Origin of the sequence: Streptomyces sp. YS415 (genome assembly GCF_023544665.1) — a bacterium.
In the GTDB taxonomy this organism is placed as follows: Bacteria; Actinomycetota; Actinomycetes; order Streptomycetales; family Streptomycetaceae; genus Streptomyces.
Genome location: NZ_JAMJFL010000020.1, coordinates 1 through 18,713 on the forward strand (window position 1 = coordinate 1; position 18,713 = coordinate 18,713).

General features: G+C 65.7%; 19 protein-coding genes. 14 read left to right on the plus strand and 5 right to left on the minus strand.

Annotation, left to right across the window (positions count from 1 at the left end; all coding sequences use genetic code 11):
* The coding region (locus M8H82_RS23880; RefSeq protein ID WP_250076989.1) for a TIGR03943 family protein at nt 1-465 on the plus strand (465 nt) is incomplete at its 5' end.
* A 9-nt stretch (nt 466-474) separates the two neighbouring features.
* Here the strand turns inward: M8H82_RS23880 and M8H82_RS23885 are convergent.
* The gene (locus M8H82_RS23885) at nt 475-693 is read right to left on the minus strand and encodes a DUF4287 domain-containing protein (RefSeq protein WP_250076990.1); all 219 of its coding nucleotides are present in this window, start codon (nt 691-693) and stop codon (nt 475-477) included.
* A gap of 678 nt (nt 694-1,371) precedes the next feature.
* Between M8H82_RS23885 and M8H82_RS23890 the strand changes: the two genes are divergently transcribed.
* Nucleotides 1,372-3,495, plus strand: a complete 2,124-nt coding sequence (locus tag M8H82_RS23890) for a CHAT domain-containing protein (RefSeq protein ID WP_250076991.1) — start codon at nt 1,372-1,374, stop codon at nt 3,493-3,495.
* A gap of 40 nt (nt 3,496-3,535) precedes the next feature.
* Here the strand turns inward: M8H82_RS23890 and M8H82_RS23895 are convergent, their stop codons facing one another.
* Nucleotides 3,536-4,783, minus strand: coding sequence for an XRE family transcriptional regulator (locus M8H82_RS23895; protein ID WP_250076992.1), 1,248 nt, complete (start codon nt 4,781-4,783; stop codon nt 3,536-3,538).
* Nucleotides 4,784-4,941: 158 nt separating this feature from the next.
* Nucleotides 4,942-5,322 (minus strand): GntR family transcriptional regulator, encoded by a 381-nt coding sequence (locus M8H82_RS23900; RefSeq protein ID WP_250076993.1) that lies wholly within the window; start codon nt 5,320-5,322, stop codon nt 4,942-4,944.
* A 488-nt stretch (nt 5,323-5,810) separates the two neighbouring features.
* On the opposite strand from M8H82_RS23900, the gene M8H82_RS23905 reads away from it, so the two are divergent.
* The 12 genes from M8H82_RS23905 (at nt 5,811) to M8H82_RS23965 (ending at nt 16,630) form a co-directional block, all read left to right on the plus strand.
* Nucleotides 5,811-6,584 (plus strand): DUF4097 family beta strand repeat-containing protein, encoded by a 774-nt coding sequence (locus tag M8H82_RS23905; RefSeq protein WP_250076994.1) that lies wholly within the window; start codon nt 5,811-5,813, stop codon nt 6,582-6,584.
* A 158-nt stretch (nt 6,585-6,742) separates the two neighbouring features.
* A complete protein-coding gene (locus M8H82_RS23910; RefSeq protein WP_250076995.1) occupies nt 6,743-7,033 on the plus strand; it encodes a hypothetical protein in 291 nt (96 codons plus the stop codon).
* Entirely contained in the window at nt 7,030-8,025 is a 996-nt protein-coding gene (locus tag M8H82_RS23915; RefSeq protein WP_250076996.1) for a DUF2637 domain-containing protein, read from the plus strand. The genes M8H82_RS23910 and M8H82_RS23915 overlap by 4 nt, the downstream gene beginning before the upstream one ends.
* A complete protein-coding gene (locus M8H82_RS23920; protein WP_250076997.1) occupies nt 8,025-8,396 on the plus strand; it encodes an RRQRL motif-containing zinc-binding protein in 372 nt (123 codons plus the stop codon). The genes M8H82_RS23915 and M8H82_RS23920 overlap by 1 nt, the downstream gene beginning before the upstream one ends.
* A gap of 258 nt (nt 8,397-8,654) precedes the next feature.
* Nucleotides 8,655-10,880, plus strand: coding sequence for a cell division protein FtsK (locus tag M8H82_RS23925; protein WP_250076998.1), 2,226 nt, complete (start codon nt 8,655-8,657; stop codon nt 10,878-10,880).
* A gap of 141 nt (nt 10,881-11,021) precedes the next feature.
* On the plus strand, nt 11,022-11,279 hold the full coding sequence (locus tag M8H82_RS23930; protein ID WP_250076999.1) for a hypothetical protein: 258 nt from the start codon (nt 11,022-11,024) through the stop codon (nt 11,277-11,279).
* Between the two features lie 14 nt (nt 11,280-11,293).
* On the plus strand, nt 11,294-11,488 hold the full coding sequence (locus M8H82_RS23935; RefSeq protein WP_250077000.1) for a hypothetical protein: 195 nt from the start codon (nt 11,294-11,296) through the stop codon (nt 11,486-11,488).
* Nucleotides 11,489-11,500: 12 nt separating this feature from the next.
* Nucleotides 11,501-11,962 (plus strand): hypothetical protein, encoded by a 462-nt coding sequence (locus M8H82_RS23940; RefSeq protein ID WP_250077001.1) that lies wholly within the window; start codon nt 11,501-11,503, stop codon nt 11,960-11,962.
* A 161-nt stretch (nt 11,963-12,123) separates the two neighbouring features.
* On the plus strand, nt 12,124-13,014 hold the full coding sequence (locus M8H82_RS23945; RefSeq protein ID WP_250077002.1) for a bifunctional DNA primase/polymerase: 891 nt from the start codon (nt 12,124-12,126) through the stop codon (nt 13,012-13,014).
* Entirely contained in the window at nt 13,011-13,367 is a 357-nt protein-coding gene (locus tag M8H82_RS23950; RefSeq protein WP_250077003.1) for a hypothetical protein, read from the plus strand. Before M8H82_RS23945 ends, M8H82_RS23950 begins: the two co-directional genes overlap by 4 nt.
* Complete coding sequence (locus M8H82_RS23955; RefSeq protein WP_250077004.1) at nt 13,364-14,539, plus strand: DUF3631 domain-containing protein; 1,176 nt, start codon at nt 13,364-13,366, stop codon at nt 14,537-14,539. Before M8H82_RS23950 ends, M8H82_RS23955 begins: the two co-directional genes overlap by 4 nt.
* Nucleotides 14,540-15,115: 576 nt before the next feature.
* Nucleotides 15,116-16,630 carry a LacI family DNA-binding transcriptional regulator gene (locus tag M8H82_RS23965; RefSeq protein WP_250077006.1) on the plus strand — a complete coding sequence of 505 codons (1,515 nt, stop codon included), beginning with the start codon at nt 15,116-15,118 and terminating at the stop codon, nt 16,628-16,630.
* 130 nt (nt 16,631-16,760) lie between these two features.
* Here M8H82_RS23965 and M8H82_RS23970 read toward each other — a convergent pair whose 3' ends face one another.
* The gene (locus M8H82_RS23970) at nt 16,761-16,979 is read right to left on the minus strand and encodes a hypothetical protein (protein WP_250077007.1); all 219 of its coding nucleotides are present in this window, start codon (nt 16,977-16,979) and stop codon (nt 16,761-16,763) included.
* Between the two features lie 354 nt (nt 16,980-17,333).
* Complete coding sequence (locus tag M8H82_RS23975) at nt 17,334-18,659, minus strand: YDG/SRA domain-containing protein (protein ID WP_250077008.1); 1,326 nt, start codon at nt 18,657-18,659, stop codon at nt 17,334-17,336.
* Between the last annotated feature and the right edge of the window lie 54 nt (nt 18,660-18,713).

Consider the following 18,713-nt stretch of genomic DNA (forward strand, 5'->3'; position numbering starts at 1 on the left):
CCGGTCCTGGCCCTGATCCTGGTCGCCCCACCGGCCCTGGGCTCATACAGCGCACTACGCACCGGTACGGCCCTCCAAGAGCCCTACGGCTACGAAGAGTTGCCCCCACACGACCCCACCCCCCTCTCCCTCCCGGACTACGCGGCAAGAGCGGTCTACGACCAGGGCCGCACCCTGAAGGACCGCCGCGTGGAGATCACCGGCTTCGTAGCGCTGTCCCCCTCAGGCACCCCCTACCTGGTCCGCATGACCCTGAACTGCTGCGCGGCGGACGCCCAGCCGATCAAGATCGCCCTGACCGGCCAGGTCCCCCCGGTACTCCGCCCGGACACCTGGCTACGCGTAACGGGCACCTACACCCCCCGCACCACCAAAGACCCGGTGAACGGCGCCCCCATCCCCTACCTGAAGGTGACGAAAGCAACCCCGACGGCACCCCCGCAGGACCCGTACGACGAAACGTGAACGCGAAACCTACCCCTGCTTGTCCCTGTCGTCGGCCAGGGCGTACGCCACCAGAGCATTGGCATGTCCGTGCCCCACACCATGCTCCGCCTTGAGCCACCCCACCAGCTCCATGTGCTTGACGAGCCCGGCCCCCCGGATCAACTCCATCCACTCCGGGATCGGCCGCCCATACTTCTTCTCAATGGACGGAAAGTAGCTGGCGGGCCCCTTAACAGCGGCGCTCATACGAAACCTCTCCCCTCAAGCCGAACGGCACAACCGAAGAAGAGACTCCCCACCCCACCCAAACTCATCGGTCCCCGAGCACGACAAAGGACCTGGTGCAATTTACACACCAGGCCCTCTGTACAGCGTCGGGGTGGCGGGATTTGAACCCACGACCTCTTCGTCCCGAACAAGGTCAGGGCAAGATCCAGAGATGGCATCGAAGCCGTTTATGCAGGTCAAAGGCTTGGTTCGAGTTGGTCTCGCCGAGTCTTCGGGAGACGCCGGGGGGAGATCTTCTCCCAGATTTCTCCCGACGCTACCGGCCAAGTCCAACCCCTCGGGCACTACGGGAAGCGCTGCCCCAAGCCCCTGGATTACATGGCTGCTGCCCGCTGGAGAGTCCACATGCCCGGCAAGGCAACTAAGCACAGAGACCGGTACGACAGTGACCGATTCGTGACTGAACATGGAGATCGCAGACATCACGATGGCCTCTAACCTATCGTCGTGGGGAGGCGGGTGGTGTGTCTGTTCACCTCCATGCGCCCGCCTTGTTGTGCTGGCTGGTAGCGAGGGCTGCTCGCTCCGGGGGGACGACCGCTAGGCGTGGGCAATGCAACGTGTAAAGCACGGCGGAAATGGAGCTCGCAAGTGGTCCCAGATAGGCCATCGACATCACGATGGGTCCCGCCGCCGATGCCTATGTATGCGGTCGTATTCGAGGAAGGCGAGGATCTCAAGGGGCAGACCTACAGTCCATTCCTCTTTCGACAACTGGGCGAAGACGCCGAGGTCACCGTACCGCATGGACTATCGCGCGCAGCATCAGCGGCGCTGCCAGGCTTGTGGTATTGCCTGCACCTGCCAAATACGGTCTATCAGTTGGCTGATTCCTCCGTCACGTTGCTCAAGTTGAGCCAACAGCTCCACCTGGGTCATCAGATTCTATTTGTTCCAATTGAGATTTTTGACCAGGAACATTGCGCAGGATTTATGGCTGGGCTCGACCCCGTACTGGCTGTTTGTCCAGACGGCCTAGCCGAAGAGTGTGGTCGGCGGGCCGAGGCATTAGGATTTGCCTTCCCGCCGGTCAAGTACTCTGATATGTCAAGCGATAGCATCAGAGAGCATTGGAAGCAGATACATAAGCGATATAGGCCCGAAGTTGAATACTTGGGGCGTGAACCGCAGTTGACGCGTCGGCTTGACACTGCGCCTATGGATCTGCCTCGTCGCTGGCTTGCCCGGCAGATGGGTGACGACACTGCTGAGGCGCAAATAAATTCACTCGAAGACCTAGATTCCCTAACTGCTCGGACTTTGCATGAGCAGGCACTTCTTTCTGCTCTGGCGCGGCTTGAAAGAGAAGGCGTAGGAATCGATCAGGCGGAACAAGAGCTGCCACGTGCATACGCTGAGGCGCGCATGCATATCCCCGTAACGCTGGCTCTCCCAGGCGTGGCTCCCGCTTATGCGCGCATCGCTTACGACACTGCCTTGCGTTCACGGGGGCGACCGCTTTCTGCATTGCATCCTGAGGACACCTGGTCTCCAGAAATGCATCTGCGATCAGACGAGCTCGTTGAGCGTGCCGCCATAGAATTTGTAGCTACACACCAGGCGCTTAGTCAAAGCGGTATTGGATTCTTGCTTCCCTCCGTTCCGCCGGAGGCATTTGTCGCGCTAGCTGAGTTGGAGCGACATTTCTCCGGGACTGAAAGCGGAGCAAGCGTAAGGCGACTGCTTGATCGCCTAAACGAAGCTGCCAAGCCTTTGTGGAGCCAAACGCTGATCGAGATTATCAGGCGTGCTGGAATGCTCACGGTTTTCACGAATTTCCCAATAGGTATATTGCGGATGCCTGGTGACAGTGCGCCATTGTCGGCGCGAATCCCGATCGCTTATCGTCCACTAATTCCGCTGCTCAGGACCATTCAGGAAGAGCTCAGTCCTGCGGTACCTATAGAGCTGAACCGAAATATTCGCGTCTTGGTTGCGGAATGCATCCCGTCGCGTGACCCTGTCGGACAGCTCTCGCGTATCGGATGGCGAACGGCACGTGAGATCGTGCACCTTGAGGCAAGCGGTATAACGATGAATATCGTCGAGGCTCAAAGTCGGGATGAGTTGCGCCGCGCCATAGCTGACGAGATGCCACATTTTCTTGTTATCAGTGCGCATGGAGCACTGGGTAACAACAGTGCTGGACTGGTTATCGGAGACGAGCTTTGCGTTGAACTCGGGTTGGAAAGGCCGCCACCCGTGGTTATTCTTAGCGCTTGCCATGTAGCGCCGCGTGGAACTGGTGCCGTCAGCATCACCGATCTTCTGATTCGTGAGGGCGTGAGAGCCGTGCTTGGAACTCAGGTGCCCGTAGACGTTCGGCGAAATGCAATCCTAATGGCGCGGTTCTTCATAAATATCGCAGTAGCTTCCGGTCAAGCAGAAGAACATCCCACATTGCTTGAGATTTGGCACCGAGTGCAATCGTCGAATGCTGTAAACGATGTATTTGCTGCTGGCAGCCAATCTCTGAGCGCCTGGGGGCGCAGCTTGATGCCAAATGGAGAGACCGTTCTCAGCGATTTTATGTTGAATCGCTCAAGGGGGCGACTCCGTCCGCCGCACATCTACGAAGACACGGAAACAGTGCTTGGCGAGATGGCGGATGACCAAGGCCAGGGCGCTCGGGTGCGCAACTGGTTTCGTAAACCAGGTTACGTTCCAGAATCTCTGTTCTATCTATTCGCGGGTATGCCAGATCGCATACTTATTTCCACCCTGCTCGATAGGACGCAGGGAGGGACAAGCCCTACGTAGGGAAAATCGACCAGCGGTGAATTCGCGGCCGCGACATTGTTCAACGCGGCAAGAACCCGGGTTTTTCTTCGGCGAGGACACGCAATCGTGTAAGGTATTCCTGTGCTGCCGGTTCGGAGCTGTACCTAAGCCGCATCTCGGCTGCCAGTTCCCGACTGGTCATGATAAGCGACGGTACGGACTGACGGGTGCCTTCAAGGGCACGTTCCCCCAACGTGAGGGCCTGCTCCAAGTCGCCTTCGCGCGCCGCTGTGACGCCGAGGGTGACGCGAGCCTCCGCGTTTCGCATGGGCGAGCGCTCGGTTCCGTCGAAGTCCGTCCCCGCTCTCAGAACCTCTTCGGCGAGGGTGCGCGCAAGCTTGTCTTCGCCGACCAGGCGGTAGCAGTCCATTGCGTAGAAGTCGAACTTGGCGGGGTCCACCACGAAGTGGTTGTCCAGGTTCTCCGGGTACGGCATCGCTTCGAGCAGCCGCCGCCCCTTATCCAGTGCGACCTCAACTTGCCGGCGGTCCCCGAGCCGCGCCCACGCCTTGGCTTCCTGGCCTGCGAGCTGCACAGCAACGCCGTGATGCGGCGCCACTTCCGCTCCGGCCCGCGCCGCTGCGATGACGCCGCGGTAGTCCCCGGTCGTGAGGGCGAACCAGGCTCGCATCTCGTGTGCCCACCCGGCGACCTCGGCATGGTCTGCCTCGGTCGCGAGCGAGAGTGCCGCTTGTCGCGTCGACTCGGCCGCGTGACGGTCGCCCGTGTCGTACTCGACGCAGCCGACCAGGAGCGCGAGCCACCCGGACAGTGCGAGAACTTCGCGGTGCTGGGCGAGTGTGAGGCTCTTCTTATGCAGGTCGACGACGCGGCGGAGCCACTGGCGCCCCTCGACGAGGAGCTGTTCGCTCGGCATGAACGGGTACTCCGAGGAGAGCCGGTCCGCCGTGATCCGCAGAGCATCGAGCGTGGCGTTGTCGACGTCCGACCGGTTGAGGCGGCTTACGATCTCCAGCGTCTCCATGCCGGACGCTGCCAGAATCTCCGTGTCCCCGTCTCGTCGGGAAGGCGCAGGGAAGAGCGCGTGCGTCACCGTGCCGAAGACGGCTGCGATGATCGGTTGGTAGAAGTCGTTCGGCATCTGGCCTGACTCCCAGCGCTTCCACTGGCGAATCATGCTGTCTTCCGCGGGCAGCTCTGTCGGAGCGTGCCCCCGCAGTGCCCTCACGGCGTCACGCTGCGACCAATCACGGGCCGCTCGTTCCGCAGCGATGCGCCGCGCCCATGCCGGCCTGTCGTCGTTCATGCGCCCTCCTCCGAGTGCCTGCTCCGAGTCTCGCGCGTAAGGCGGGGGGACAGGGAAGGTGACAGGCGGGTGTCACCTGACATGTCCCCTCCTTCGATCTTCCGTCCCCTGGCTGTCACTTACCTCTCAACTCCCGTTCCGCGCATGCTGGTTGCAGATCAAGCACCACCCGGCAGGGAGCGGCTTTCGAGCGCTTCGAGCCTGCCGCGAAGTTCCGAGACTTGGGAGGTGAGATGTTCGAGCTGACGCAGGACTTCGGGAAGGTCGACACCTGCGTTGGCTCCGCTGTCTTCGGTGGCTTCCTGGGGATCGCGGGCGTAGCTGCCGCGCGACGTGGTCACGATGAGCCCATCCTCACGCAGGATCGCAAGGGCTCGCTGAACCGTCATTCCCGAGATCTTGAATCGTGTGGCCAAGTCTCGCACGGAGCCCACATGGGCCCCCGGCTTGATGTCGCCACGCAGGATCTCTTTCCGCAGGATGTCAGCCGCCTGCTCGGACTCCGGTCTGGGGTCGTCTTTCGAGATTTCAGCGCTCATCACGCCATCGAGCGTACCCACCCCTAGCACGACCTAGCACGAGTCTCCGCGACCCTCTTGCGTAGTAGCACGTGCTAGTCCATGCTGTTACACGTCAGCACGGCAAGCCCGAAAGGGCTTGGCCGGCTGTGTCTGCAAGTGCTTGACCTGCAAGACCGCACGACCAGGAGCCCCGCATCGGACGGGGGGAGGCGACCCGGCGCCTTGTCATTAACCGGAGGGCTTAGACCGAGAGGTCACGTCTCCATACGCCTACTTCGAGGCCGGACAGCTCTACCTGACACGGGAGCGCGGTCGCGATGAAGGAGACATGCACTACCGCCCCGATGGTCGTACGAGCCGTTCGACTCGGTTCGGGGGCGCCGCCCCGCCGCATCGCGGCATGAGGGCTTCGCGGTACGGCCGCCGTCTCACCACTTCAATGCCGCGGCCGTCCCGCTCCTTCGCTCATCCCGTGCTCCACTCCAACAAGCCTTGGGAGCTTGACCATGACTGAGCGCACCTTCGTCTCCGAGACCTCCGGCCCCATCATCCTGGGCCTGTCGCTGCCGGTCGGCAGCGTCCGCGTTCAGGTCCTCGACAGCTTGACCACCGCCCGCGTCGTGCTGCGTACCGACGACGCCACCGGGGCCGCGGCCGACGCCATCAACCGCGCCCGCAGCATGCAGAGTGGGCAGGCGTTCGGCCTCGAGGTGCCGGAGATGCCCGGCAACGTGATCGTGCAGAGCCGACGCGGCAACCGCATCGTGCAGAACGTCGGCACGGTCTACGGATCGGTGACCGGGTTGACCATCGTCGACGGCCGCGTCATCTCCGGCGGCACGAACACCATGCCGACCGACAGCCCGATCGAGGCCACGGTGTGCCTGCCCCCGCACTCCTCCCTCGCGGTCGTGTCCCAGTCCGCCGACGCGGAGGTCTTCGGCTACGTCGACCGGGTGGAGTTCCGTTCCGTCTCTGGCAGCGTCGACGCTGATGGCGTCCGGGAACTGCGCGCCAACACCACCTCCGGCGACATCCACGCCGGCCGCGTCACCGAGCTGATTAGCGCACAGTCGGTCTCCGGTGACATCGAGGTCGACCTGTACGACGGTCGCGGCGCGACCCTGGGCACTACCTCGGGGGACATCAGGGTGCTGGCGACTAATGGCGCCGCCGGGCCCGTCAGTGCCAACAGCGTCTCTGGTGACGTGCGTATCTCCGGCGCCCGGCACCTGAACGTGTCCGCCAACACCGTCTCCGGCCGCGTCCGCAACGGCTGACCCTGCACCACTGCCCCGATGGTCGTAGACCGGGTTCGACTTCTGGTCGGGGCGCTTTCCCCTGCCGTGCTGCGGCTTGGGTTCTTCCGGAGTAGTCGCCGTCTCACCAAACGCCTGCGACTTTCCGGCTCCGTGTCCCTCCCACTTCAGGAGCTGTCATGCGCACGTACATCGGCCACCAACAGGCCATCTCTGCCGCGGACTTCGCGGAGCTGGCGCTCGGTACCCCGGTTGAGCTGTGGCTTGGGGTCGAGGGCGAGACGGACGAAGAGCGCGCGGCCCGTGAGGACGCGGCGCGCGACATCCTCGCCGACGATCCGAACCTTCCCGACGACCTGATCCGCATCGCCGCGCAGGTCATCGAGGAGAACCCGGACCTGTTCGATGTCATCCCCCTGACGCGCCCCGCCCGGCGCCGCCGCGCGGCACGCAAGGGGGTAGCGGCATGACCACCAACCGCGCTCCCGAGGCGCCTTTGTCCGGAGTGCCGCCGCTGACGAAGCCGGAGATGGGCCTTGCCGGAGTTGGCGCGCTTGCCGCGGCCGGCGTCGGCGCGCTCGGTCTGATCTCTTCCTTCGACGCCGTGTCGGCCGCCGCTGCCCGATGGGGCTTCCACGTTCCGTGGATGCTGCCGGTCGGGATCGATGTGGCCATCCCAGTGTTCACCGTCGCCAACCTGCTGTTGATCCGGATGGACATGGCGCTCGCGTGGGTGCGGTTCGTGCCGTGGGTGCTCACCCTGATCACTTGCGGGCTGAACATCGCCGCCGGACAGGGCATGTGGGCCAAGATCGCCCACGGCACGATGCCGCTGCTGTGGGTTGTGTTCTCCGAGATCGGCGCGCACATCTACGCCGTGCGGATCGGCGCGGCCACCGGCCGCCGCATGGAAAAAATCCGGTTCTCCCGCTGGCTGCTTGCCTTCCCCTCCACATTCGCGCTGTGGCGCCGCATGACGCTGTGGGAGATCACCTCTTACTCCGATGCCTTGGCGCGCGAGAAGGAACGGCAGTTGGCCCGCGCGGACCTGCGCGAGCGCTACGGCCGTAAGTGGCGCTCGAAGACCCCGCGGCGCGAGCGCGTGATGCTGCGGATGGGCGACCTGGTCCCCGCTGCCGAGCAGGAGACGCCCGCGCCGCCCCCGGCAGACAATCCGCCGGCACCGGTCGACGCCAAGCCGCGCCCGCGTCGCCGGACCCCCGCCAAGGGCAGGGCCAAGACTCAGCGCACCTTCGAGGAGGCGCTGACCGAGGCGCGTACGGTCACGGCAGAGTGGTCCGAGGCGGAGCTGACCGCGGACCGTCTGCGCACCACGCTGCATGTCTCGCAGGCCAACGCCCGCAAGCTGCGGGAGCAGTTGAAGGCAGAGCGCGCCGACGGTCGTCCGCTGCATTCCGTGGACGACGCGGAGGGCGACGGCACGACGGCTGAGGCTGCCTGATGTTCGCCAAGTGCTTCGACCCGACCGGCGCGAGGCACGGACTGCCCACCTATCCGTGGCGCTATGCCCCCGACGGACTTGCCACCAAACGGCAGTTACGGGCCCGCGGCTTACGGCCCGGTGGGCAGTCCATCGCGGCGCAGATCATGCGCCCGCGCTACCGGCGCGGCCCCCTGGTCGCCTACCTCTACCGCGTCGACCGCGCCAAGCCCGTCCGGCCGATGACGCCGGGCAAGTGGGCCGCGCTCGCCAAGGCGAACCGTGCCCGCCGCACGTGCCCCACCTGCCGACAGGACGCCGGATACGTCATCCCCACGTCGCTCGGCATGTGCGTGCCCTGCGCCTACCCCGAGGAACAGCGCGCTGCCTGACCTACCAGATGTCCAGGAACTCCAGGACGGCTTCGAGGACTCGGCTTCTGCGGCGGTGTGACTTGCTGCAAAAACGCCGCCTTCGCCAGCGGCTTTCTGGCTGCTGCACCGGCTGGCCGCACCACTTGCACGGCCGCGTCCTGAACTCAGATTTCCCCATGCCACCCCCCGTAGCACCACGATCCGGCGGGGTCCGTCCGCCCACCTCCTACAGCGACGGCCGGACCCCGCCCTGCCTCCCACTGGAAGGAACCTTCAGTGAAGCACCCCGACGACGAGAACGAACTCTTCCACCGACTCGAAGCCGACATGGCCGCCGACTCCGGCGGCGAGGTAGTCGACCTCGACAAGGCACGGTCGGCCCGTACCGAGTCGGCCGACCCGACCGCCCGACCCGACTCCGACCCGTCGGCCGACTCCGAGACCGGTCGGTCGGGTGCCGAGTCGGGCGACCCGACCGCGCGCGTGATGGTCGACTTGCCGACCCCGACGGCCACCGGTCCGGGCTACCTCGGTCGGCTGCTCGGTGCCCAGCGCCGTGCGGTCGTTCCCGTGTGGCTGCGGTCGGTGGCAGAACTGCGGACTGCCACGGCGTGGGTGGCCCGTCACTACGCCCACGCTGCCGGGTATCACGCGCTGCGCGCCCCGGTCTATGCCGCCCGGCTCGCCCTGCAAGCCCCGACCGGCGCCGCCCGATTCGTGGGCGGCACGATGCGATGGGTGGCCGACCGTGAGGGCGAACCGGTCCGACTCGCCGCGGTCCGGCGTGAGGACGCCGCGGAGTACCTGAAGCTGTCGCGGCAGCGCGATGGACGGGTCCGCCTGCGCACCCTCGTTGCCGTGCTCGCCATGTTCGTCGGGCTCGGCTCAGCGCTCGCCATCTACGTGCTCGCCCCCGACTGGCTTCAGGCGGTGTCGGTGAGCGCGGTCGTGATGGCGCTCGGGTTCGCCGGACGCCGCGCGGATGCCCCGGTCATCCACCGCGCGGTGGAACTGCCCAAGGCGGTCAAGCTCACCAGTGACATCGTGCTGCGGGCGCTGGGTGCTCTCGGCATCCCCGCCATAAACCAGGCGCAGGCCAAGGGGCGCGACGGGTTCGAGTTCACCGCCCCGATCACCCGTGACGGCCCCGGATGGCGCGCGGAGGGCAACCTCCCGTACGGCGTCACGGTGACCGACGTCATCGAGCGTCGCGACCGGCTCGCTTCCGGCCTGCGCCGCCCGCTCGGGTGCGTGTGGCCCGAGGCGGTACCGGATGAGCACACCGGTCACCTCGTCCTGTGGGTGGGGGATCAGGACATGTCCCGCGCCAAGCAGCCCAAGTGGCCGCTGCTCAAGTCGGGTTCGGTGGACCTGTTCAAGCCGGTCGCCTACGGCACTGACCAGCGCGGACGCTGGGTTGAGGCGACGCTGATGTACATCGCGGGCGTCATCGGCGCCATCCCGCGCATGGGCAAGACCTTCCTGCTCAGACTGCTGCTGCTCATCGCTGCGCTGGACCCGCGCGCGGAGCTGCACACCTACGACATGAAGGGCACGGGCGACCTTGACCCGGTCGGCGATGCCGTCTCACACCGCCATGCCGCGGGCGACGACGACGAGTCCATCGAGTACTGCCTGAACGACTTCCGGGCACTGCGCGAGGAACTGCGGCGCCGCACCAAGGTGATCCGCTCGCTTCCGCGGGATGTCTGCCCGGAGTCGAAGGTGACCAGCACTCTCGCCGACAAGCGCTCCCTGGGTCTGCACCCGATCGTGATTGGAGTGGATGAGTGCCAGGTGCTGTTCGAGCACCCCGAGCACGCCAAGGAGTTCGAGGAGATCGCAACCGACCTGGTCAAGCGCGGTCCGGCCACTGGCATCGTGCTGCTGCTTGCCACGCAGCGCCCGGACGCCAAGGCGCTGCCCACCGGCATCAGCGCGAACGCTTCGGCCCGGTGGTGCCTGAAGGTCATGGGTCAGCTCGAAAACGACATGGTGCTTGGCACGTCCGCGTACAAGCGGGGCGTGCGGGCGACCATGTTCGCCTGGGGTGACAAGGGCATTCACTACTTCGTCGGTGAAGGCTCGGACGCCCGGATCGTTCGCTCCATCTACATCGACGGTCAGGGCGCCGAAGTCATCGGTGCCCGCGCCCGTCGCTTGCGCGAGGAAGCGGGCACCCTGTCCGGGCACGCACTCGGGGAGGCACCCGAGTCGGTCACCAGCGCGTATGACCTGCTGCGCGACATCCTCGCCGTGGCGCCGGCCGATGAGCCCAAGGTGTGGTCCGAAACCGTCGTTGCCCGGCTCGCAGAGCTGCGCGAGGAGGTCTACGACGGCTGGGACCCCGAGGGACTGGCCGCGGCTCTGAAACCGCACGGCGTCTCCACGATCCAGGTGGGCCGCCGGGTCAAGGGCAAGGTCGTCAACCGGCGCGGCATTGACCGCTCCCACATCGTCACGGCGATTGCGGAGCGTGACGGAAAGCGGGACGCGGGCTAAGACTCCGGGGCCGCTAGCGCTAGCGGCACACCCCGCTAACGTTAGCGGCCCCGCTAGCGCCCCAAACCCGCTCTGATCAGGCCGCTAGCGGATAGCGGCCCACCTGCGGAAACCCCTGAAAACCGCCTGGAAGGGTCCGCCATGACCCCTGTCCTGCTCGCTATCACCCTGATTCTGGGTGTAACGCTATGTTACGCCGCCGTGTGCGCTGCCTCGCCGTTCGGCAACTGCCGCAAGTGCAACGGCTGGGGCTTCCAGATGAAGACCGACCGCAAGGGCCGCCAGAAGCGCGGCAAGGACTGCCGCCGCTGCAAGGCCACCGGCAAGCGTATACGCGTCGGCCGCTGGCTCTACAACCGCTGGGCCCGCATCTACCGCGCCGGCACCGACACCCCCTGAACGGAAGGCTCCCGATGATCCTGAACATCTCCGCCGTGCTGCTGTTCGGCGCCGCGTCCGCCCTCGCCGTCAAGACCAAGTCCGCCGGAGGCGGTGCGGCCATCGCGCTGTTCCTCTTCGGGTTCTTCGTCGCCGGGACCGGCGCGTACGAGCCCATCCACAACCTCGTGCAGGCGTCCGCCGACGCCCTGTCCGCCCTCGGGAACTGAAGGAGGCTCGCTGTGTACGAGCACGCCAACCTCGTGCCCGGCCGCCGTGAGGCGACCGTGGAAGTCCACCGGCCCACCCCGCTCGCCCCGATGCCGTCGGCGCCGGTCGTACCGGTACAGCCGGGCAGCATCCCATCCGTGGCGAGCATCGTCCTGCCGGACGGCCGCGTCGTCACCGGCTACTCCCTCGAACCCGCCAAGCCCGAACCGGTCGCGGCCAAGCCGCCCGTCTCGCGCGCAGCGGTGAACATCGCACTCGGGGGCATCGGGTTCGGTGCCGCCTGCGGCGGGCTGTTCCTGCTGGCCGCGTTCATCACTGCGCTGACCGCGCTCATCACTCAGCTCATCACCCTCGCCGCCGTCATCTTCGGCGGATGGGTCGCCGTGCAGGTCTTCAGCGCGAGCGGCCACAGCGGCGGCAACACCTTCAACATCCGCAAGGCCGTCTTCAAGCGCAACCACTTCCACGGCTAGCTACGCCCGAGGCGGGCGCCGTCTCACCACAAGCCTGCGCCCGCCCCGGTTCTCCTGTCCCTCCAACAGAACAAGGAGACCTTCAGCATGACCCAACGTCGTGCAAACGGCGAGGGCCATCCGGCCCATGCCACCCCATCGAGCGTGATCGGGGTGACGGCATGAACCGTCACCTCCTGTTCGCCGCCCTCGATGCCGCGGAGCGGGGATGGGCCGTCCTCCCACTCCGTCCCGGCGGCAAGCGCCCGGCCCTACACGGTGAGGACGTGTGCCCCGGCATCGGGGACTGCGCGGGCGGTCACCGCAAGTGGGAACAGCGCGCCACCATCGACCCCGACCGCATCCGCCGCGCGTGGGGCGACTTGCCGTTCAACGTCGGCATCGCAACCGGGCCGTCCGGGCTGGTCGTCGTCGACCTCGACCTGCCCAAGCGGAAGAGCAGTGCGGACACGCCTAACGGCGTGACGACCTTCACGGCGCTCTGCGAGCGCGCCGGACAGGCCGTGCCCACTACTCGCACGGTGCGGACTGCGAGCGGTGGGGTCCACCTGTACTTCACCGCCCCGTCTGGTGCCCGGCTCGGCAACACGGCCGGACGGCTCGGCAAACGCATCGACACCCGCGCGTGGGGTGGCTACGTCGTCGCCCCCGGCAGCCTCACCGCTGCGGGTGCCTACGCGGTCCTCAACGACATGCCGCCCGCTCCCCTGCCGGAGTGGCTGTGCGCTTTCCTGACGGCACGTCAGGCATTGCGGGCACTAACGGCTGCACCATCGTCTGTGCGGGCGTCCAGCTATGCCGCATCGGGCTTGAACGCGGAAACCGCGTCCGTGCGGCAGGCACCGGAGGGCGAACGCAACGCCACGTTGCTGCGGGCGGCGCGAGCCTTGGGGCGGTTCATCGCGTGGGGCGACCTCCCCAGGGAGCAGGTTGAGGAGGCTCTTCAGTGGGCGGGGGAGCAGGCCGGTTTGTCGCCGCGGTCGTGTGAAGCGACCATTCGCAGCGGTCTGAACTGGTCGATTGCCCGCAACAGTCAGGGGAGGGCGGCATGAGCACCCCGCCCCGCCCTCCCCTGAAGAGCCTTCCCGCCACCCGGACCGGTCCGTGCGCCGCCGCACAAGCCGCGCCCCGTCCGGCCGTGGGCGAGCCGAAAGGAGCCGCCCGCAAGGGCGTCCCTTCTGCTCTTCGTCCTGACCCGCAGCAGGGCGACGGCCGGTACCCGATCGCGTGGCTGTGCATCTGCGCGCCGCGTGACGCCGTGCCTACCGCCACCTCGAAGTGTCTGTGCGGCAGGGACCGCAGCGCCATCGGCCACACGAAGGTGCTCGTCCTGATCGACGACCACACCGCCCACCGCGACGCATGCCCGCTCCGCACCAACCAGGAAGGGAGGCAGGCGGCATGAGCGCCAACCCGCCGGCACCCGCCATGGACGGCTCCGCACTGCTTGATGAGGTGGAAGCCTTCCACCGCCGTTTCAACATCTTCCCCCTCGAAGCCGCATACGTCGCCGTGACGCTGTGGGACGCACACGCGCACCTGCTCGACTGCTTCGACTCCACACCGCGGCTCGCGTTCCTCTCCCCGGAGCCGGGCTCCGGCAAGTCCCGCGCGTTGGAGATCGTGGAAACCCTCGTGCCGCAACCGATGGTGGCGGTCAACGCCTCGGCCTCCGCGCTCTTCCGCGCGGTGTCCGGGATGGAGGGACGGCCGACCATCCTCTTCGACGAGATCGACACCGTCTTTGGCCCCAAAGCCGGAGAGAACGAACAACTCCGCGGATTCTTGAACGCAGGGCACCGCCGTTCCGGCGTCATGTGGCGCTGCGTCGGCGATGGGTCCAATCAGCAGGTGCAGGAGTTCCCGTCCTTCTGCGGGGTCGCGGTCGCGGGACTCGGCTCGCTGCCGGACACGATCCTCACGCGTTCGGTCATCGTCCGCATGCGCCGCCGTGCACCGAACGAGCGGGTTGAGCCGTTCCGGCAGCGCATCCACGAGAAGGAGGGCCACGCGCTGCGCGATCGGCTCGCCGCATGGGCGCAGTCCGTCCGCCACCTGGTCGACGGAGTGTTCCCGGAGCTCCCGGAGGGCGTCAGCGACCGGCCCGCGGACGTGTGGGAGCCCCTGCTCGCCATCGCGGACGCGGCGGGCGGCACGTGGCCGGAGCGGGCCCGCACTGCCTGCATCGAGCTGGTGAACGCGGCCAAGACCAGCGACAAGGGGAGCATCGGTATCCGCCTGCTCACCGACCTGCGCGACTACGTGTTCAACGGCATCGACCGCCTGCCAACCGTCGCCATCCTCGACAGGCTGCACAGCCTCGAAGAGGCGCCGTGGGCGGACATGAGCGGCAAGCCGCTCGACGCCCGCGGGCTTTCGCGGATGCTGCGGGAGTACATGACCGCGGACAACACACCCATCGCGGCCCGCAACATCAAGGCAGGCGGGAGCGTCATGAAGGGCTACTACGCGAGCGATCTGCATGACGCGTGGCAGCGCTACTGCCCACCCCCCGCGGAAAGTGCGCTACTTCCGCTACCTCCGCTACCGGGCAGCTCAGAGGCGGTTTCCGGGTAGCGGCAAGCCGCTCCGCATCCGCTACCGCAACACCCCATCCGCTACCCGCCCCGCGGTCACGAACCCGGAGCTGGTAGCGGCTCCATCCGCTACCGCTACCTCTATCCGCTACCTGGATCATGCCTCTGACCAGGGCGGTAGCGGAGGTAGCGGAAGTAGCGGACCTGAGAGGAAGAGGAGCCAATGCACTCGGGTGAGAAGAACCCCGACCTCCCCAAGTCCTACTCCGCTGCGCAAGTCGCTGAGGCGCTCGACTGCTCCGAGTGGTGGGTGAAGGAACAGGCTCGGCGGCGCCGCATCCCGTTCCTCCGGAGCGGCAGCGGCTACCGCTTCACGCGAAATCACGTGGAGGAGATCTTCCACATCCTCGAAGAACGACCCGACCCGGTGAACACACCTCAGATCAGCGCTACTTCGACTCGCCGACGCACGTTCGTCCCCTTCGACGTGCCCGCCATGCAGCTTCAAGCACGGCGCCCCCGGCGCGCTCGGAACGCTGTCTGACGAAGAACGAAAGACCTCGATGGGCGGGAGCCGAGTCACGGCTCCCGCCCATCGCTGTCGTTGAGAGGACGAATGGGGTTCGCAGAAGACCGCGGCACGTACTGGCGTGGCCGCTACAAAATCGCACCGGGCAAGTACGGCACGGTCGCAGACGACCAGGGAAACACCATCCGCTTCCGAACGAAGCGCGAAGCCAAGCAGGCGGCCGACGCTGAAGAGGCGAAGGTACGCGCGGGAGCCTGGAAGGACCCGGCAGCGGGACAGATCACCTTCGGTGATTACGCCTCACGGTGGTACGCCGCTCAGGATCTCGCTGCTTCAACCATGCAGAACTACCGTCGCCACCTGGAGGAACACCTACTCCCCGAGTTCGAAGACCGCTCGCTTGCTTCGATCCAGCGCACGGATGTCGACGCATGGGAGAAGAAGGAGAAGGCGCTCTACGCCGTATCGAGCGTAAAGACGTGGCGCGGCACGCTTCACCTGGTCCTCGAAGACGCCGTAGACGAGGAACTCATCAGTGCGAATCCTGCGACGAAGCGGCGAGGCAGAGGGAAGCGCGCGGGCCGCTCGCGTGACCGCGGGCCGGAGAAGGTCGTCACGGATCCGCTCGGCATTCTCCTGAGCGCTGAGCGTGCCGCCCTGCTGTCAGGGCGGGACGACGAATTCGTAGCCGTGGTGACCAAGGGATACACCGGGATGCGGTGGGGCGAAATCGTGGGCTTGGAGACCCAGTTCATCCGTCGCGCTGCTCTCCGTGTGGAGTGGCAGCTCTACGAACTCGACTCGGGAGAGTTCGAGCGCTGCCCACCCAAAGACGACAGCTACCGCACCATCGACGCTCCGACGTGGCTAACTCGGCTCTGGACAGGCCACATTGCCCGCACCCAACCGAAGCCCTGCTCCTGCCACGGCAACACCTACATGTTCCGTGGACAGGGTGTCTCCCGAACGGGGGAGACCGGCGCGAAGGTGGTGGACGTAGCGAGACGCGCCGGCGTCTCGACAGGCACTGTGTCCAACGTCCTCAACCGACCGGACGTCGTAGCCGAAACCACCAGGGCCCGTGTACGGGAAGCCATCGGCGCTCTCGGCTTCACCCGCGGAGGGGGTGCCGTCGACCAAGCCGAGCACTGGCGACGGAACGGATTCGCCACCTGGCTCTTCACCCCGGCTGTCTCCGGCTGGTACCCGAAGAAGGCGCCCCAGGAAGCGCGACCGGTGCCCGTGCTCGCCGACCCCTGGCCCGGTGTCCCGGTGCGGGGAAGGGGAGCACAGTCGCGGGCGGACAGTTGCTGGGTGCCGATCGCGAAGGGGCTCACTCCTCATGGCCTGCGCCATACGCACAAGACGCGCATGGAAGGGTTCCGTACACCGCCCAAGCTCATGGATGAGCGCATGGGGCACATCGACGGCTCGGTACAGGCGCGCTACACGCACATCACCCGGGAGATGCGCGAGCAGCTCATGGCGAACCTCACCGCTGAGTGGGAGGCATCCCTCGATGCTCGGTTGGCGATGTGCCTCAAGTCCCCGGTAGCTGTGCTCAATGACCTTTTGCAGCAGCGTCTGAGAGCACGATGGTAAGAGCATCCGCAACAGTGCTCGCGGGAACTTTCGGGGAGTCAGCGACTGGGGGCCAACCTACTCACCATGAGTAGGTTGGCCCCTTCAGTTCCTGCTGCTGCGGCAGCGGGAGTTGAGCATCTCTAGCTCGTCACTCGACTTTCCGAGCGTCAGGGATGAGCTGGCGACGGACCTTCCCCCGCAGGTAGCCGCCTGCAGTCAGTGCAACCGTGACAGCCAGTGCATCACTGAGTACACCGACCGTCCTCCCGAAAGCGGGCCATATCGCGATCACGATGACGATCACGGTAATGATCCAGATCGGAACCGCAGGAATTGGCGCGTTTGACTGCACCTGCGTCACACTCATGTTGATGCCTCCACGGCGTCTCGTACTCGCCCGCGTCACCAATGGCTTGCCGGCTCGGTGGCGTGGGCGAGTTCTGTACGAACAGGGTGCCGCAATCATGGCTTCACTGTGATGCGCTGACTACCCGGCAGGACATTAGGTGCATAAGTGACGAGACGGGATGCGGGTTAGCGTCGAGATTTCCGCCGGACCGCTCTGACCTGCTCTTACGCTTGAACCCGAGGAGACAAAAGGTTCATAAACCGGAGACCGGTTTTTGGTCCCCGGTGAGATCGGTACAAACGATAACTAAGGGCGCATTCAGGAATGCTGATTGTGTTGCAACTCACATCTGCCTTGGTGGTGCTTGACCGGTCAGGCTTTGAAGGCCACGTCTTCCTGTCCGGGCCAGGCGAGGGTTACACCTACACGGGCGCACAGCTCAACCCACCTTGACTCTGAAGGCTCGCGCTCAACCCACAGAACCGCTGACACTGAAGGCGCGCGGTGGCTGAGTTGATCGTGATAGTCGAGAACTTGCCCAAGCCCTGCCCGGAGTTGGCGTGCTTCGTTGGCGTGCGTCAGGGACTTGACTTCGCAGACTGTTACTCGCCCCTCAGGGTCACGCCAAGCAACGTCGAAATCAGGATCGGATGCATCGGGTGACAAGGCGGTGAAGCCGCGCCCTTGCGCTTCCTTCGCGAGTGCGTTTTGCAGCTTCCGATGAGTGGACAGGTTCCGCCCCACTAGGTCAGGGTCTGGAGTGCTTGGTATGGCAGGGACTGGTGCCACGCTCTCGTTCGGTGCTACATATGCATGCCCGATCTGCACATCGGGGGCGTCGATCGCGGCATCAACGGGGACCAGATGGAAGCGGATGACCTTCCGGAGGGGACCGCCGCCGGTAGCCGGCGCCTCTCCCTCGGAGTACGGCTGTTCCGGGTCAAGGGTCCATTCACCCAGATAGCGAACCGTTCCGCGTGCGCCCTCGAATAGCCTTAGACGTTTGCCGGTCTCCCGGTGTTCGTAGATGGCTTTGTTTCCGCGCACCATCTTCTGGTCGCCAGTCTGGCCCTCGCCGGTGTAGTGGAACGTCCCATCCTCGTTCCACGTGTCGTAATAGCCATGCTGGTGACCTGAGCTGGCCGCAGTGAAGATGAGGATGTTGCTCGTTGTCCTAGACGGACTGATTCCGTTCTGAGAGCTCCCGCCGTAACGGTCGTGCAGCTCGACCCGCCGAATCTCGTCGCCGGGGGTCAGGTGCCATTCGGGGTCTGCACCCTTCGAGATGTTGATGGCGGCAAGGACGGCATCCCACTGGCTGTGGGTGAGTCGGTGGGGATTGCCTGCAAACGGCTGGGTGAGGATGCTGGCGCCGGCCATGCGAGGATCACCAGCAAGCTGGCTCTTGGGCGCCAAGCGGTCCAGCCACTCATCAACTTCGAGGGGAACGTAGTCCTTCTCTCCGGGATCGCTCGCCCAGTACTCCGCATCGGCTTTGCCGCGGGCCGCGCTGCCGGTGAAGTGGCCGTAAGCGATCAAGCCGGCGTTGGCACCTGTTACCCACAGTGCGAAATCGTCGCCGGCAGCAACTTCGCTCTTGTGTCGTGCGATAGCCCATGACGTGAGGACCTGGCCGTCGCTGCGGAAGCTTGCGATGTCGAAAACGTCAGGGTTGCAGGTCAACAGCCACGCGGCCACGATTCCCCCAGGGTCAAGAGGCAGATGGGCGAACCCTATGCCCCACCTCTGACA